The 16,757-nt window shown below is 52.4% G+C and carries 11 protein-coding genes; 5 read left to right on the top strand and 6 right to left on the bottom strand.

Annotated elements, in window-relative coordinates:
- Positions 1 to 64: 64 nt before the first annotated feature.
- The 4 genes from Q0294_RS06180 to Q0294_RS06165 all read left to right on the top strand — a co-directional run bounded on the left by Q0294_RS06180 (position 65) and on the right by Q0294_RS06165 (position 3,937).
- Positions 65 to 1,066 (top strand): DUF1559 domain-containing protein, encoded by a 1,002-nt coding sequence (locus Q0294_RS06180; protein WP_299461988.1) that lies wholly within the window; start codon positions 65 to 67, stop codon positions 1,064 to 1,066.
- Between the two features lie 115 nt (positions 1,067 to 1,181).
- Positions 1,182 to 1,634 (top strand): carboxypeptidase-like regulatory domain-containing protein, encoded by a 453-nt coding sequence (locus tag Q0294_RS06175; protein ID WP_299461986.1) that lies wholly within the window; start codon positions 1,182 to 1,184, stop codon positions 1,632 to 1,634.
- Between the two features lie 577 nt (positions 1,635 to 2,211).
- Complete coding sequence (gene speD / locus Q0294_RS06170) at positions 2,212 to 2,631, top strand: adenosylmethionine decarboxylase (RefSeq protein WP_299461984.1); 420 nt, start codon at positions 2,212 to 2,214, stop codon at positions 2,629 to 2,631.
- Between the two features lie 217 nt (positions 2,632 to 2,848).
- Positions 2,849 to 3,937 (top strand): deoxyhypusine synthase family protein, encoded by a 1,089-nt coding sequence (locus tag Q0294_RS06165; RefSeq protein WP_299461982.1) that lies wholly within the window; start codon positions 2,849 to 2,851, stop codon positions 3,935 to 3,937.
- A gap of 20 nt (positions 3,938 to 3,957) precedes the next feature.
- Here Q0294_RS06165 and Q0294_RS06160 read toward each other — a convergent pair whose 3' ends face one another.
- The 5 genes from Q0294_RS06160 to Q0294_RS06140 all read right to left on the bottom strand — a co-directional run bounded on the left by Q0294_RS06160 (position 3,958) and on the right by Q0294_RS06140 (position 14,001).
- Positions 3,958 to 5,217, bottom strand: a complete 1,260-nt coding sequence (locus Q0294_RS06160; RefSeq protein ID WP_299461980.1) for a M14-type cytosolic carboxypeptidase — start codon at positions 5,215 to 5,217, stop codon at positions 3,958 to 3,960.
- 23 nt (positions 5,218 to 5,240) lie between these two features.
- Complete coding sequence (locus tag Q0294_RS06155; protein WP_299461978.1) at positions 5,241 to 6,695, bottom strand: DUF1501 domain-containing protein; 1,455 nt, start codon at positions 6,693 to 6,695, stop codon at positions 5,241 to 5,243.
- A gap of 71 nt (positions 6,696 to 6,766) precedes the next feature.
- Positions 6,767 to 9,415, bottom strand: a complete 2,649-nt coding sequence (locus tag Q0294_RS06150; RefSeq protein WP_299461976.1) for a DUF1553 domain-containing protein — start codon at positions 9,413 to 9,415, stop codon at positions 6,767 to 6,769.
- A gap of 177 nt (positions 9,416 to 9,592) precedes the next feature.
- A complete protein-coding gene (locus Q0294_RS06145; protein WP_299461974.1) occupies positions 9,593 to 11,935 on the bottom strand; it encodes an MMPL family transporter in 2,343 nt (780 codons plus the stop codon).
- A gap of 92 nt (positions 11,936 to 12,027) precedes the next feature.
- Positions 12,028 to 14,001, bottom strand: coding sequence for a redoxin domain-containing protein (locus Q0294_RS06140; protein WP_299461972.1), 1,974 nt, complete (start codon positions 13,999 to 14,001; stop codon positions 12,028 to 12,030).
- A 246-nt stretch (positions 14,002 to 14,247) separates the two neighbouring features.
- On the opposite strand from Q0294_RS06140, the gene Q0294_RS06135 reads away from it, so the two are divergent.
- The gene (locus tag Q0294_RS06135; RefSeq protein WP_299461970.1) at positions 14,248 to 16,437 is read left to right on the top strand and encodes an FdhF/YdeP family oxidoreductase; all 2,190 of its coding nucleotides are present in this window, start codon (positions 14,248 to 14,250) and stop codon (positions 16,435 to 16,437) included.
- Positions 16,438 to 16,549: 112 nt separating this feature from the next.
- On the opposite strand, the gene Q0294_RS06130 is transcribed toward Q0294_RS06135, so the two are convergent.
- Positions 16,550 to 16,757: hypothetical protein (locus Q0294_RS06130; RefSeq protein ID WP_299461968.1), on the bottom strand; the 208-nt coding region annotated here is incomplete at its 5' end.

Below are 16,757 nucleotides of genomic sequence, written 5' to 3'. Positions count from 1 at the left end.
AAGTTGCTACATGACTCAGACCAGGCACACTTGAAATTGAATTTTTTTATCTAGGAACAAATCTATGCGTACTCATACCCCACTGAAACGGGGCTTCACATTGATCGAACTTCTGGTCGTGATCGCCATTATCGCGATCCTGATTGCACTGTTACTGCCGGCAGTACAGCAGGCACGCGAAGCGGCCCGACGCTCGACATGCAAAAACAATATGAAACAACTCGGGTTGGCACTTCATAATTACAATGATAATTTCACTGCATTACCCATTGGTTCGCAAACCGGATCTTATTCCAACTGGCGCATCGGCGTATTACCTTATCTTGATCAGGCGAATGTCTTTTCCCAGTTAACGAAAGCCGATTGTTACTGGGCACACTCAGGCTTTCCCGGCAACACGGTCCTGTATTCAGTGAGACTGCCCGTTTTTAAATGCCCTTCGAATTCCTACGGCATGACAAACACGACGGATTTCAATTATTCCGCCAGTAACACTGATCCGAGCCTGCAAAGTATGATCATTGATTATGTGGGGATCTCCGGAGCCACACCAGACCCTGCAGGTCGCACCAGTGTCTGTACGGGGGATTTACTGGCCAGTAGCTCCAGTAACTGCAATACGGGCATGTTGATCCCTTTTGAAAGCAAACGCTTTCGCGACTGCACGGATGGAACGTCCAACACAATCATCCTTGCGGAGCAATCAGGTCAGGTGAGTGGGACACAAAAAAGTGCCAACGCACTCGGGGCATGGCATGGCTGGGCTAATTCCAGCCTTTCTACCTGGAATGCTGGTACGCCACTGCCATTGAGCGCAGGCGGCTTCTGGTATGCCGCAGGGACGACAACCGTGCGATATCCGCCAAATTCCTACTGGAAATCCACCGCGCCCACCGCTGGGAACAGTCGCTATTCTGCCAATACCATTATCAACTCCCACCATGTCGGGGGAGTTCACGTGGTTTTGACCGACGGGGCTGTGCGGTTTATCTCCGAAAATATTGACATGGAAACACTCAGACAACTATGCGTCCGCGATGATGGAAAAGTCATCGGAGAATATTAAACCCGCCTGTTGACTCAAAGTTCTCCCCTGATCACCTGCGATCAGGGGGGACACTCAATTGATTTCCAGCAATCAATATCCTGCCCGCCTGTAAATCCTTCCTTCGGAAATGATCATGAAATCCATACCACGAAAAAAATACGCTCCACCACAATCACTTTTCACCGGACTCTTACTGGTTCTCTGCATCTGCCTGGCAGGCTGTGGACAGTCTCCGGGATCCGCGAAACCCAGGCGGGATGTCACAATTCAAATCACCTCTGGCAGCGATCCCGTTGCGGAAGCCCAGATCGACCTGGTCAATGAACAGACAGGCGAAGGCGGGGGAGGCACTCTCGACAGTCTGGGAAAAGCAACGATTGCCAATGTGGCGTTAGGAACCTATACGCTCACAATTAATCCTCCCGCTCCCGAACCGGTGATTCCCGGCATCGAGCAACCTGCCACTAAGCCGCAAAATGATTCAGCGATCCCCAAGCCGGTTCGAACGATCAAAACCAGTCCTTTGAAGGTTGATGTCAAATCAGACGCAAATGAATTTACTTTTGATTTGAAAGCAGCCGGATAATTAGTCGGATTGGCTCATCGTGTAAAAGCAGATTCTCATCCTCCTGCTTGCGGCAAACTTCTCCGACGTGGACTCGTTGCCTGTCAATATTCGCAGCCCTCGAGATGCTTCCAAATCAACTTGAGACTCTCCGGGGTGGAGTCTCAATTTACCATTTACTCATAAAGGGTTATCGAGAAGCCACTTATCTCACAAGAACGGGTCCGATCCGTCCCGGAAAACAAAGGATTTTTCCGCGAGCGCGCTTTCGGGAGATTTAAAGCATCCCGCGATTCCAGCCCCCGGGAATTCATCAGTGATCGCCGGATTGTTCCATGAGCTCTGAAGTCACAATGCCGCCACTAGTTGGAGCCCAAGCCCCCTCCTGTACCACCCCCAACCTGACTTATATTTGATTTTTGTAAAATCAGCGCAAAATCGACGGTTTATTTCTTGTATTTTCTCTGGTTATCACGTAATAATCTCGCACTTTAAAAAAAGCGTACCGATATAGGCATTACGATTCGAAATCGTCTCGAACATTTCATTAAAATCGGATGCCATTTTTTTCAGGCACCTCTAGCGGAGGGTTTATGAGTTGCATAAAGGAAGACATCTTCTCATTGATTGTCGCAATGTCTCGCGGGACATTTGTCTAAACGACCAACTGGTACTTGAAGCCATGGCGCGTGGAGCTACCCGCGCTGGTGCAACTGTGATTTCACAGGTCAGATATCACTTTGGTCACAATTCAGCACCGGGCTTCACAGCTATGTGCCTTCTAGATGAAAGCCACTGCTCAGCTCACTGCTATGCCGACTTGGGCTTAATCGCTCTGGACGTCTTCACTTGTGGCGACACCGACCCGAATGACGTGTTACGTTATATTCGGGAAGAAGTTGACCTCGGTGATGTCAGTATTCTGGAGATGCCACGCTTCCCCATTCCAAATGGGCAACCTGCTTTACGGGAACCGAATAGTTTCGCCTGTGAAGCAGATCAGGTCGCTGCTCTATAAATTCGCATCAATTCAATCATCGCTCAAGAAACCCCTCGCAACTGCCTACAGTTTCCGAGTTGGTCCTGATAGATTGAATGTTGTTGAATCCAATGTTTTATAACCGCATTACGACAAGTGCGTTCTGGTGCCTGCCTGCAGTCACCGAACGCATTTGCCTGTGCGTTGCTCTGTCTCAGCTACCTGATTTCTGCGTAGTGGTGTAAGGAAAGTAACAATGAGTGGAGAACGAGAGTTCCACGACGGCCGCGGCGATGGCTTAAAACCTCTGAAAAGCCTGGACCTGTCCAAAGTCAATTCCTTTCCCGAACTCTTACAGGCAATGTCCGAGACAGCCTTCTCAGGCAGAAAACTGGGTGTTGCCTACGATATCCTGCTTGAAATGTCTCAGGATTCCGACTGCAAAGTCGTGCTGACACTTTCCGGTGCCATGACCGTGGCCAAACAGGGAAGCATCATCTGCGACATGATCGACCGGGGGCTGGTCCACGCCGTTGTGGCCACAGGTGCTCTGATCGCGCATGGCTTAACCGAATCCATCGGCCTGGTACATTACCAGTACAATCCCAATGACTCTGATGAAACCCTCTATAAAAAGGGTTACAACCGCATCTACGATACACTCGAAATGGAATCCAATCTGAATAACGTCGAACGGCTGGTCCGCTCCGTACTCAGAGATTCCCAGCCGGAAGATGGCACCTGGTCCTCGGCCCGCCTCTGCCGGGCTTTAGGTCAGCGTTTGTCCGAACTCGACGACGGACGTGGCATTCTCAGAAGTGCCTACGAACAAAACGTACCAGTATTTATTCCCGCTTTCACCGACAGTGAAATCGGCCTCGACGTCTCCACCTGGGCCATGTCAGAATTCATCGCGCAATCCGGCAAATCGCTGGAAGAACTCGATCAGGATGAGATTTTGAAGGTCCTGCCCAGTTTCAATCCGTTTATTGATCTGCAGGAATATGCCCGCCTGATGCGCGATGTCATGACACTCGGCATCTTCACGATCGGCGGTGGCGTCCCCCGTAACTGGGCACAACAGGTGGCCCCGTATTATGAAATCGCCAACTTCCGTCTGGGCACAGAGTGGAAAGAACCCCGCTTCAAATACGGCGTCCGCATCTGTCCTGAACCGGTTCACTGGGGTGGTCTCTCCGGCTGTACTTATTCGGAAGGGGTCAGCTGGGGCAAGTTTGTCTCTCCGCAGGATGGTGGGCTGTTCGCCGAAGTCTACGCCGACGCGACCGTTGTCCTGCCGCTGCTGATGAAAGCCGTCTTCGACAAAATGGATGAAAACGCCTGACCACGGGGCACAGTCCTTGCTCAATCAGGGGCAGGGGATGAGCGCGGGTCTTGTTCCAGGTAGCGGGCGATCCCCCGGCCCAGCTGCTGGCCCACGGCCATATAACCCGCCGGGTTGCTGTGTGGTGTATTCCAGCAGGTCTCCAGTGTAATCCCCACGACATATTCGCGCGTGGCACTGCGTACCCAGTTGCTGGAAATTTCCTTCCAGCGTTGATCATACCCGGGACCGGTCGACGGGGTACTCTGATCCAGCTTCAACGGTGTTTTCATCTCCAGCCGACAGGCGGCAATGAATGCATCCTGAAGCTGTTTCCTCTTTTTTGTCGCCAGTTCCGGGGGCGATACATAAAAAAACGGGCGTGGGGAATTCGAGCCCGGATTATGTAAATCGACAAACAGCACGAGCCGGTTCTGCCGCTCTAATTCTTTTATGAACCGCATCGCCATTTTGACGGAATTCCATTCAGGCGTTTCCGACCAGTCCCGGTTATGGTCGTGCGGCACCTGATTTTTGCCCCCGTTGCCGGTCGCCACATTATCAATGTCCATAATCGGCACAAAATAAATGTCCGCTATTTTTCTCAATGCGACCGCCTGTGGCTCATCGCTGACCGCCCATTCAATGAAGCCGCGACCGACCCAGCTCCCCCCCGACTCCCACGCATGCTGCCGGGCCTGAACCCAGATCACCATGCGCGAATCCGCGTCGCTTCCGCTTTGACCCACCACTAAAGCGGGGACCACACGCCCCGCACGGGTCTTACACAATTCAAACGCCGTCACATCAGCGTGTTCCCGGCTCAATCGATCCACCAGCTGTTTCGCGTCAGCGGGTACAAACGGCGGCCCCCAGGCAAACCACGCCTGTTCCGCATCGACCTTCATCGTCCACAGACAGGTATCGTCAGCCTTGACTCCCGCGGACGTCTGCAGCCAGTATTTCTGATCCGTGCTGAAAGCGGCCCGCTCCGGTAGTGCCCAGTTGCTCGCCAGTTTCTGGCCGTTGGCCTGTTTCAGTTGACTGGCATCAACGGTCACCGAAATCGTTTCCCCCGGTTGGACCCCGCTCACTTGAAAATACCACCAGCAAGGCCAGCCAAACTGCGGATCACCGGCCGGGCGAATTTGAATCGACCGTTTCGCCTGATCGATCTCGACAACTTCAGCAGATCCCCCCTCAAAAGCAGACGAGACAACAAGTTCGCCCGCCCCTGCATTCTGAACAGCGACAATGACTGACAGCATCAATCCGATCATACTGACACGTCGTCCCGGCATACCCACTCCTTAGATCAACGGACTTACTTCAAAATACCAGTCGCCACTTTTCCCTGACCAGGTTCCACCAAAGACACAGGCTGGGCATTGTGGTCATAATGCAATTCTTCAGAATTCAAGCCGAACTGATGTAACAGTGTCGCATGGAAATCGTGCTGGGTCACCACATCTTCAACGGCCCGGTGACCAAAGTCATCCGTCGCACCATAAATGTGCCCCTCTTTGATACCGCCGCCGGCCATCCAGATACTGAAACCTTCCGTGTTATGATCGCGGCCCGGTTTTTTGCCGGCGCCCCGGTCTTGGACCACGGGCAAACGTCCCATTTCGCCCCCCCATTGCACAATCGTGGAATCCAGCAGACCCCGTTTTTTCAAATCGGTGACTAAGGCTGCACAAGGTTTATCCGAAGCGTCGCAGCGTCTCTGCAGCGATTCAAAAATGTTTTCATGCATGTCCCAGCCATAATTCCAGATCTGCACGAATCGCACGCCGCGCTCAACAAACCGCCGAGCCAGGATACACGCGTCGGCGAACTCTTTCGTCACCGGATCATCAACGCCATACATTTTATGCGTCGCTTCGGTCTCTTTCGTCAGATCCAACGCTTCCGAAGCAGCCGTCTGCATCCGCGCCGCCAGTTCATAACTGGCAATCCGGGCAGAAAGATCATGTTCGCCCGGGTGTCGCCCCAAATGAATCTGGTTCAGTTCTTTCAGCAGATCCAGTTGATTTCCCTGCGGTTTGCCTTTGAGCTGTGTAATGGGATTCAGGTTCGCAATCCGCGGCTCGGTTTTGCTGACAACGGTTCCCTGATAAATCGACGGTAACTGGCGACTGTCCCAGTAGGGAGAACCGACCGGATTTTTTGGAATCGTGATGGCGACAAACGCGGGTAGATTCTGTGTTTCTGCTCCCAACCCGTAAGTCAGCCAGCTCCCCAGAGAAGGCCAGCCTTCGCGACCGCGACCGGTGGTCATCGCCCGCATGCCGGCCACGTGATTTCGAATGTTCGGCAACTGCATCGAGCGAATCAGCGTGATGTCATCGACGACTTTTCCCAGATGCGGCAGCATCGCCGTATTGATTTCCATCCCCGACTCGCCGCATTTTTGAAACGTGTTGGGAGCCGGCATGATGATCGATGTTGCCTGGCCTGCATTGTCATATTTGATTCCATCGCCGGGAAACCGTTTGCCGGCATATTCGTCGAGCAACGGCTTACGATCAAACAGATCGAGATGACTCGGCCCGCCGCCACAGAAAATCGAAATCATCGATTTAGCGCGGGCAGGGTGTTTCGTCTTTTTTGGTAACAGATCGTACGTTATCTCTTCCAGGGTCGGTTTTTCAGGAGCCGCCAGAAGTTGTTCGTCTTTCAACAATGTGGCCAGAGCCAGTGACGAAACCCCGAAGGCACTCTGTGCCAGGAAATGACGACGTGAACTGTCAGAGGAATTTACGGAACGATGTGACACAATTCACTCCCTTCGGAGAGGATCTGAAAACGTCAGACATTTGTTATCTGACGGGAATAACGAATAACCTCTTACTCAACATACAAAAATTGATTCGTACCAAACAGGACATGACACAAAGACGTCAGTGCCTCCTGTCGGGGATCTTTCACTTTTCTCGTTTGATACTCGCTCAGCTGCAACTGCATGTGTTTCTGCAATGCCCGCATTTCCGTTTCAGAGGGCTCGTTGCTGAGCGCCATCTTCCAGGCGGTTTTAATCAACGCCGCATCATCGGCCTCTTTACCGGCACTGGCAAGTACCCGTTTTGCGAAGGCCACCGATTGATTCCGCATGAACTCGCTATTAAGTAACGCCAGAGACTGCGTCGCAACCGTGGAAAAGACCCGGCGCTCACAATTAGGCTCCATACTGGGGGCATCAAAGGCGTTCAACATCGTGACCGGCTGTGTTCTGCGGACCTGAATATAAATCGACCGTTTCAGCTCCCTCCGATCTTTCGAAATTTTTCCGGCACCGACCGTGATGATGCCGCTATCAGACAGAGAGACGGGAATCGGTTCGCCAAACTGATCCTGATTGAGTTCGCCACTGACTGCCAGAATCGCATCGCGAATCGCTTCGGCTTCCAGTCGTCTCATATTCATCCGCCCTAACAGACGATTATCGGCATCGACCGAGGCGGCTTTTTCGGATTGGGATGTCGACGTCTGTCGATAAGTGCGGGAGGTCATAATCAGACGGTGAATCCGTTTCAACTGCCAGCCGTGTTCCATAAAATCAGCGGCCAACCAGTCTAACAGTTCCGGATGAGTCGGCGTGGCAGAACGCGAACCGAAATCCCCCGTGGAATCGACAATCGCCTGCCCGAAATGATGCATCCAGAAACGGTTCATTAACACACGAGCAACCAGCGGATGTTTCCCGTTCGTCAGGTAACGGGCATACGCCAGACGACGCCCCGTTGTCGGCAGTTCGGGGTCATCAAGGGAAAACGTATTCTCGGCTTCCGAGCCAATCACCGTCAAACCGCCGGGAACGATTTTATCCGCTTCGGGCGAGGAAATATCACCACGATAAAAGACAAACGTATCTGGCAGATGTTGTGGATCTTCTGTCGCAATTCTGATGAATTCGGGCTGGGGAATCTGTGCTCTGAGTTGATCTGCTTCCGCTTTCACATCTTCAAACCGCTTCTTCAGATCGTCGCCATCTTTATAGCGGGCTAAAAAGAGATGCAGATTGCCCGGAGCCAGTAAATCCAGCATGGGATATTTCTTTTTGAGAAATTCGGCCTGCTCATCAGTACGCAGCTTGCGTTCGGTCTCATACGCCGTCTTTGCACGTTCTTTCTCAGCCTCAGGAATTTCTTTGAGAACGCGTTCGGCAATGAGCTGTGTGACTTCTGCTTTGACTTTATTATGCTGTTCGTCTAACACTTTCACTTTCGCCGCGAGTTCAGCCGCCCTGGCTTTATCTTCCTTTGACAGCAAAGCAGCCCGGCGGTTGGCGGGAACACGCCATTTTTCCGCATCATACACGGGAGCAATCACGGCCCGTAAACGATAAAAATCCTGTTGCGGAATCGGATCGAATCGATGATGATGACATTCAGCACAACCCACGGTCATACCCAGCAGAGAGGAAGAGAGAATCTTGACGCTTTCGGTAATCACCTGATTGCGTGCCAGCGCAACATCCATCGGGCTGGAGCCGGTCCCATCGGGAGCCAGTCGCAAAAAACCCGTCGCTGTTAACATATCACAGGCAGCGGCGTCCTCTTCAACCAGTTTCTGAGCAGACGCATGTGTGGCTTTCACCAGCTCGTCCCCCGCTAACTGTTCAATAATCAATTGATCCCACGGCTTATCTGCATTCAAGGAACGAATCACATAATCCCGATAATGCCAGGCATCGGGACGAACCAGATCCTTATCATCGTAACCTTCTGAATCAGCGTAACCTGCTACATCCAGCCAGTGCCGCGCCCAGCGTTCCCCATAGTGTGGCGACTCCAGCAGACGATTGATCATTTTTTCGTAAGCAGCGGGTGACTGATCTGCCAGAAACGCGTCCACATCTTTCGGAGCAGGGGGCAGGCCGGTCAAATCGTAGGCGGCCCGTCTGATTAAGGTCAGTCGATCGGCTTCCTCAGAGAACCACAGGCCATTGGCTTTCAACTTCCGCGCGATGAAGGTATCCACCGGGTTGATTTCTGTCTGTGTTTTCTCTTTCGCTAATTCTCCCACGACGGGTAGCACCGCTTTCTGAATCGGTCGAAACGCCCAATGTGAACGCTCATCTTCGGTAATCAGAAAATCTCCCGGCTTGATATCCCCTTTGGGTTCCGGGCCCGCCGTCGGTGCTCCCTGGTCAATCCATCTGGCAATGAGCGCCACCTCATCGGGTTTCAAACGCAGTTTTTCATCGGGCGGCATCTCCCCCGATTCCACATGTTGGAACAGCAGACTCTCAGCGTGTTTCCCCGGTACAATCGCTTCGCCGGATTCCCCGCCGCGCATAATCAATCGCTGTAAGCGAACATCCAGCGCGCCGGAAAGCTCCTTTTCTTCCCCATGACAGTGAAAACAGTACGCCTTGAAAATCGGACGAATGTCTTTTTCAAACGTCAGTTGAGAATCAGCGGCTGCGGCAGACGAGCCCCAGGCGAAGCAGGTGAGAAAACCCGGCAGCAGTAAAGCAATAGCTCGGTAATACAATGCATGGTTCCTTTTTGAAAGGGAACGCGTTCAGGGCGGGAGTTTATTCACTTAAATGAAGTGAATATAACCTTTTCGGTGAGGCTGTATCGTACCGTTTTTCGGCAGCAAAGTCAAATTATTTAACTTTACTTAGAAGAATATACGTCCTGAGACACTGATTTTCCAAAGCCGATATTATTCCCGCACCAGCGACTCTTCGACCGGCTGGTCAATGACTGCCTCGGATTCTTCCATCGCCGGTACCTGAGACCGTTTGGCGTACTGAGCCAGTAACGCAGGCAGGAACACCAGATCGCCGAACAACGCAGAGGCAATCGTCAAGCCGCTCATGATGGCAAAAATCCGCTGATCGCGCATATCGCTGAAGACGACAGTCGAGAAACCGGCCACCAGAATCACGGTCGTCATGATCAGCGCGGTGCCAACTCCTGTAAACGCGCGGCGGATCGCTTCCTCATCACTATCCACCAGCAATTGTTCTTCGCGGAACCGCGTCAGGAAGTGAATCGTATCATCGACGGCTATTCCCAGACAGACCGTAAACGCACAGACCGAGACAATCTCCAACGCCTGTCCGGTAAACACCAGAAACGCTCCAGTGACTGCCAGCGGAAACATATTCGGAATAATCGAAATCAAACCCAGCCGTAAAGAACGGAACGCAATCGCCAGCACTATCAAAATAATGATCGCCGCACTCCCCAGACTGGACGCCAGATCGACCACAATCTGATACAGGTTTTTCCAGCGCCAGACCGCGGAACCAACGAGTTCAAATTGAAACTGCGGATGTTCGACAGCGATCGTTTTCAAACCCTCTTCAATCCGCGTAAAAGTCGGTCCATATTTGGCAATCCCCAGGTCCTGCACATGAAAACTGACTTCCGCCCGATGAGATTCCGGCGTATAAAACGCACGCTTCAAAGGAGGCGGCAGCAGATCCATCATCGACATCCGCTCCTCCGGAGGCCCGTCACCGGGCAATGCTGCCAGGATATTGCGAATCGAAATCGGATGCCCGATTAAAGACTCCTGAAGTAGTAAGTCATCCACCTGGCTGATGGCGATTAAGACTTCCGGCGAATCGGAGGCAACCTGATCATTCCATGTAACACGCACACTCGAATGTTCCAGTCCCCCCATCGCCAGATCCATGTGGTTCAGTGCCAATGCCGCTTCGGAACCTTCGGGCAGCATATTCGCCCGCCGTTCGTCCGGTCTGAGCGTTAACGAAATCAAAATCAGTACCGCAGTCACGCCAATGCCCACCGAACTGATCAGCCGGGACCGCTTGAGAACCAGCTCAATAATCACACTGATCCGCCCCAGATGCTGGTCGATAATTCCCTTGCCGTATCCCTGATGAATTGAACGTCCCAGCCAAGTGCGACAGGCCAGGGGAATCACCGTGATCACAGCAATGAACGTCAACAGCACACCGATCACACAACTGTACCCGAACTCGCGCACTGTATCGTGATGTGCCAGTGAAAGAGAACCAAAGCCAATCGCCGTTGTCACGGAAGTCAAAAAACAGGCGAGTCCGACTTCCTGAATTCCCCGTCGGGCCGCATCCCGGCCACTTAAACCCGAAGCCCGATGCCGTCGGATCTGCACCATCAGATGCACGCCATCGGTCAAACCGACCAGACTCAGCAGCACCGGAAGCACCACATCATTAAACGGGTTATCCTGAAAGTCCAGAAACTGAATAATGCCCATTGTCAGAAAGACACCGAACATCGGCGCGAGTGCCACGATGATCACAGCCGAGATTCCCCGAAACAGGATAATCGCCATGAACAGGATCATCCCGTAACCGATGACCTGGTATTTCACTTTGTTGGCATTATGCGTCCGGACGGCGGTCAAATAGATCGGCACATGTCCGGTGGTCATAAAGGAAAAGTGAAGCTCCGGATATTGCGCGGTCACTTTTTCTGCGACCTGCTTGAGACCGGTGGTGCAAGCTTCATCGTCGACCACGTGCAACCAGTCAAATTTGACCATGAGCAGCAGTGTTTTGCCATCGACCGAGAGTAACTGACCTCCCACCAGCGGATGATGGATCGTCTTTTCTTTCGCCGCATCCATCCGTTTCTGCGAAGCGCGTTCATTCGGAATTAACGGTTCGCGTAAACCGAAAATATTCAGATTGGGAATATCATCCAGCCAGAAGACACTCTGCACGTAATCCAGCGCTTCGATTTCTTCGACAATTTCCCGCAGCGCTTTCACGCCGTCTGTGGTAAAAAACTGATCGGAATCGATCACCAGAATCGTGTCGCCGTCCGTCAGACTGATCGGATCGACGTCCGGCGGCGCTTCGCGGACTTTACGTGGTTTGTCTGGTTGCTGCCGGACCGGTTGGACAGGCTCCGCAGTAAACCAGTCGCGCACCTGTTCCGGCATAGTATAGCCCAGCATCGCGATCCCGCTGAGCAGCAGAATAAACAGGGTTACCAGCAGGGGATGATCAACCATCCAGACCGAACAGCGATTAAACGTACGTGACACTCTCGATTCACTTTCTGTCAGCAGAGTCAGGCGATTCAGGTAGCCTCAGATTCAACACCCCGGCTCATGATTCCCGGGAAACCACGTTTCTTTTATCGTTTCCAGAGATCATCTTTCCCGATAATGCCATCACCGTCGTAGTCCCGATACTGCCCATAGCGTTGCGTTGCCAGCGGTACCTCATCCACTTCTACTTGACCATTCTGATTTTTATCGAAGCGCTGAATAAATTCAGTGACAAACAGCTCGTATTTCTTTTTCTGTTCCTCTTCCGCCATTTCCTTCCTGGGCGTTTTTTTACTGACTTTTTTCTCATTCTTTTTGTTTGCCCTCGGCTCCGCAATTTCAAAAAACGCAATCGCCATCTCTTCCCAGGTCTGATCGCCCCAGGTCACATATTCATTCGGATCGGGGTTGAACGGGTTTTCTTTCGAATTGTCAAACTTGACGGTGAATTCGAGCGAATCAATCTTGTCGAGCTGCATCGGCTGGCTTAATTCATAAATGTGCTGCCAGTTAAAATCATAATGAGGCACATCCAGCAGAATTTCCGACTTGTCTTTTGTGTCTTTCTGCTTCATGAACAGGCGAAACGATTTGCCGCGCAGGTGCATATGCGGGGCAATCGCCAGCAGTTCTGCCTGCGGCGGTATCCGGTGCACTTTCGCCGACACCGGAAAATCATTGGTATTGGGCGGAATTTCAAATTCCTGATCGATGCCGATCATCGTGAAGACTTCGTGTGTGATCTCTTCCTCTTTGCCGAATAACAGTCCGACCTTGGAAATATCTTCTCCCGCCGTTCCATTCGGCGTGTAATGCATCTGGAACACCAGTTTCGAACCAGCGGGAACACGGCGTCCGCGTCCTTCAGGCAACTTTTTGATCCGCTGTCCCGGCACATAAGCGGTTAACCAGCCAATGCCCCGAAAGTCTGCCCCGTCCGGCGGACGAATAAAAACAATCGCATGATGTACCACCGACCGATTGCCGGGCAGAACCTGTGCTCCGGTGATCCATTTGTCTTCTTTGAAACCCGGATCAACGACGAAATACTGATACTCCACCACGCCTTCTTTGGGAACGACAAACGGTCGATTCCGCATTTCATACACGGCGTCCGGCACCTGAGGCAGATGCCAACCGTCGCGGAACGTGGGAAGCTTCGGCAAATCTTTCACGTCGCCGAACGGCATGCCTCCCGCAACCCAGTCGCGCAGAATTTTTTTATCATCCTCAGACATAAACCGCGCATTGGCATAATGACCATACTTCGGGCTCGCATGCCAGGGAGGCATCCGGCCGTCATCAATCGTTTCGAGCATCGTGTCGGCCCAGCCACGCACTTCATCGTAGTCGGTCAAACTGAACGGCCCGATTTCCCCTTTGCGATGACATTCCACACAATGCTGATTCAAGACACCGGCGACTTCTTTACAGAACGTCAGGCTGGTTTTCACTTCGGTCTGTTTGACGCGACCGATGAAACAGCCGTTGGGTTTGGTTACCGCGACTTCCACGGGTTTGCCGGCCAGCACCTGATCCAGCGCATTTTTCAGATCGTGTGATGTGGTTTCCGCCCGCGAGATTCCCGGCAGATATTGATTATCAATGCGCCCGCGGTATTTCACGTTTAACTGATCGTCCAGCACAAACACTTCGGGAGTCCGCACGGCTCCGAACCGGTCAGCGACTTCGTTGTTATAATCCTTGGCCATCGGGAACTGAATTTCATACCGTTTGACGTATTTCTGCACGTCTTCGAGCGAATCCTGCTGATTGCTGTTCACGCCGATGAATTGCACGCCCTGCGCCTGATACGCGGCCTGCATCGCATTCAATTTGGGACCGTACAATCGGGCCAGCGGACATTCGGCCCCCAGAAAACAGACCACCGTCGCTTTGTGCTGCGGTTTTTCGGTCAGCTCGACAATGCCCCCTGTCGCGGTCGGCAGACGAAACGTCAGTAAGCCCGTTTTGGCAGTTTCCGGCTGGTCATTCGCCCAAAGAGGGCTGCCGCAAAGCAGAACCAGTAAACACAGACATCGCAAACAGAAACGCAACATGAAGTGATCCTTCCGTCAAATCCAAAAAAGACAGGCAGCATTATTCTATCAACGCGCTGGAAAGCCCCGCAAGCCCTGCTGTACGGATTTGAGGGCTCACACATTGATTGCACATTTTCATTTAGATATACTCGTCGTAACATGAAATGGTTGCAGATTTTGGCAAAAGAATGAAAAATGCCTTAAGACAAAATTAATACGGTTCACTGCAGTGTGCTCCTGATGAACAACAAAGGAAGGCGAAACGTGAAAGCTCCACGTAGCGGCGGCGGTTGGAAAGCGATCAAATACAGTCTGACACTGGCGAATCGAGTCGGCTGGTGGAAACTCTGGAAAGCCATGCGGACCAAAAACGCCTGCAAGACCTGCGCTGTCGGCATGGGCGGGCAGAAGGGGGGCATGGTCAACGAGACCGGCCTGTTCCCGGAAGTCTGTAAAAAATCGTTTCAGGCCATGGCGTCCGACATGCAGCCTGCGGTCGCCGGCGATTTCTTCGCGAAATACAATCTTGACCAGCTGCGCTCGTTTTCGTCCCGAAAACTCGAATACAGCGGTCGTCTGACCGAACCGCTGTTACTTGCAGCCGGCGAAGATCATTACAAACCCATCTCCTGGGACGCCGCCATTGATCTGGTCGTCGACCGCCTGAAAGCAGCCGGCCCTGAACGCGCGTTTTATTATGCCAGCGGCCGTTCCTCCAACGAAGCCGGCTTTCTGTTTCAAATGCTGTCCCGTCTGATGGGCACGAATTACGTCAACAACTGCTCCTTCTACTGCCATCAGGCCAGCGGCGTGGGGCTCGGTTCCAGCATCGGCACCGGGGCAGGCACCATTCGTCTCGAAGACCTGGAACACACCGATCTATATATTCTGATCGGCGCGAACCCGTCTTCGAATCATCCGCGGCTGATGAAAGCCTTTATGGAAATCCGGCGGCGGGGCGGGAAAGTGATCGTGATCAATCCGGTCAAGGAACTCGGGCTGACCAATTTCAAAGTCCCCAGTGATGTCCGCAGTATGCTGTTCGGTTCCAGCATCGCTTCGATGTATGTGCAACCCCACATCGGCGGCGATCTGGCATTAATGACCGGCATTGCCAAGGAAGTTCTCGAACGCAAGGCCCAGGACGCCAGTTTCATCGCCCAGCATACGGAGAATTTCGAAGCCTTCCAGGCACAGGCGGAGAACACCAGCTGGGACGAGATCGTCGCGCAAAGCGGCGTCGACAAAAACACGATTCAGACCATCACCGATCAATATCTCGCCGCGAAAAACGTGGTCATCGGCTGGTGCATGGGCATCACACATCACCTGCATGGTACGAACAATGTGCAGTCAATCGTTAACCTCTCTCTATTAAGAGGCATGGTTGGACGCCGCAAAGCCGGCCTGATGCCGATTCGCGGGCATAGTAACGTGCAGGGCCTCGGTTCCGTGGGTGTGACGCCGGGCATGAAACAGGCGATGCTCGAACGCTTCGAAAGTCAGCTCGGCATCAAGGTCCCCACGACTCCCGGTTATGACACGATGGCCTGCATGGAAGCCTCACACCGGGGAGAGATGGATTTCGCCTTCTGTCTCGGCGGCAATCTGTTCGGCAGCAACCCGGATACGACCTATGCGCTCGAAGCGATGAGCCGTTTAAAAACCGTCCTGTATCTCTCCACAACATTAAACACGGGGCACGTCTGGGGCACCGGCAAGGAAACGTTAATCCTGCCTGTTCTTCCACGCGATGAAGAACCGCAATCCACCACACAGGAGTCGATGTTCAGCTACGTCCGTATGAGTGACGGCGGCAAGTCCCGTTTCGCAGGACCGCGCAGCGAAGTGTCGATTCTGGCTGCCATCGGCCAAAAGCTGTTCGCCGGCGATGAGCGCATCGACTGGAAAAAACTCGAAAGCCACACTGCGATCCGTGAATTGATCGCCGACCTGATTCCCGGTTATGAAGGGATGAAAGAGACAATTCAATCGAACAAGGAATTCCACGTCACCGGCCGGGCCTTTGAGGAATATAAATTCCCCACAGCAAGCGGCAAAGCCAAATTCCATGCGATTCCATTACCCGATCTGCACACCGATGAAAAACAACTGCGTCTCATGACAATCCGCTCGGAAGGGCAGTTCAACAGTGTGGTCTACGACGATGAAGACATCTACCGCGGCCAGGAACGCCGCGATGTGATCCTGATGAACAAAGCCGACATCGACCGTCTCGGCTTAAAACCCGATCAACGGGTTAAAGTCAAAAGTGAGGTAGGGGAGATGCAGTACATTCTGGTCCGCGCATTTGACATCCGCGCCGGCAACGCTTTGATGTATTACCCCGAAGCCAACATCCTCGTCCCGCACACCGTCGACCCGCTTTCGAAAACCCCGGGTTTTAAGGGAATACGGATCAGTATCGAAGCTGAAGAAAAAACATTTGATTAAAAAATGATGTTTTAAATCGAATTTGAGTTATCCCAAGGGATCGACAGATGACACAAATTTACTGCAGATGTTAAAGCTGATAACTATCAAACAAACTGAGATCTTGATTGCTTTATAGTGCCGCCACTCTAGTCAAACAAACGTGCATTTCAGCCAATAGAGTATTAATTTGAGCATCAGTGGTTGGGAACAACCCTGCCTCATGCAAGTATTGATTTCTTACATCGACGATATTCCGCTGAAATTGCGTTCTTTCTGTAGGAGTTATATTTCCAATACTAGCTAGTGGGTGTCCCGAAAGTGGCTTCGTACGGAATTTT

The sequence above is a fragment of the uncultured Gimesia sp. genome (assembly GCF_937919775.1).
In the GTDB taxonomy this organism is placed as follows: Bacteria; Planctomycetota; Planctomycetia; order Planctomycetales; family Planctomycetaceae; genus Gimesia.
The sequence above is the reverse complement of the archived record's forward strand: the minus strand, read 5'-3'. Positions and strand labels throughout refer to the sequence as shown.

Bases quoted from the DNA above. Each gene is read 5' to 3' on its own strand.
- Q0294_RS06140 (WP_299461972.1), bottom strand. From the start codon at position 14,001: ATGTTGCGTTTCTGTTTGCGATGTCTGTGTTTACTGGTTCTGCTTTGC.
- Q0294_RS06160 (WP_299461980.1), bottom strand. From the start codon at position 5,217: ATGCCGGGACGACGTGTCAGTATGATCGGATTGATGCTGTCAGTCATT.
- Q0294_RS06180 (WP_299461988.1), top strand. From the start codon at position 65: ATGCGTACTCATACCCCACTGAAACGGGGCTTCACATTGATCGAACTT.
- Q0294_RS06175 (WP_299461986.1), top strand. From the start codon at position 1,182: ATGAAATCCATACCACGAAAAAAATACGCTCCACCACAATCACTTTTC.
- Q0294_RS06165 (WP_299461982.1), top strand. From the start codon at position 2,849: ATGAGTGGAGAACGAGAGTTCCACGACGGCCGCGGCGATGGCTTAAAA.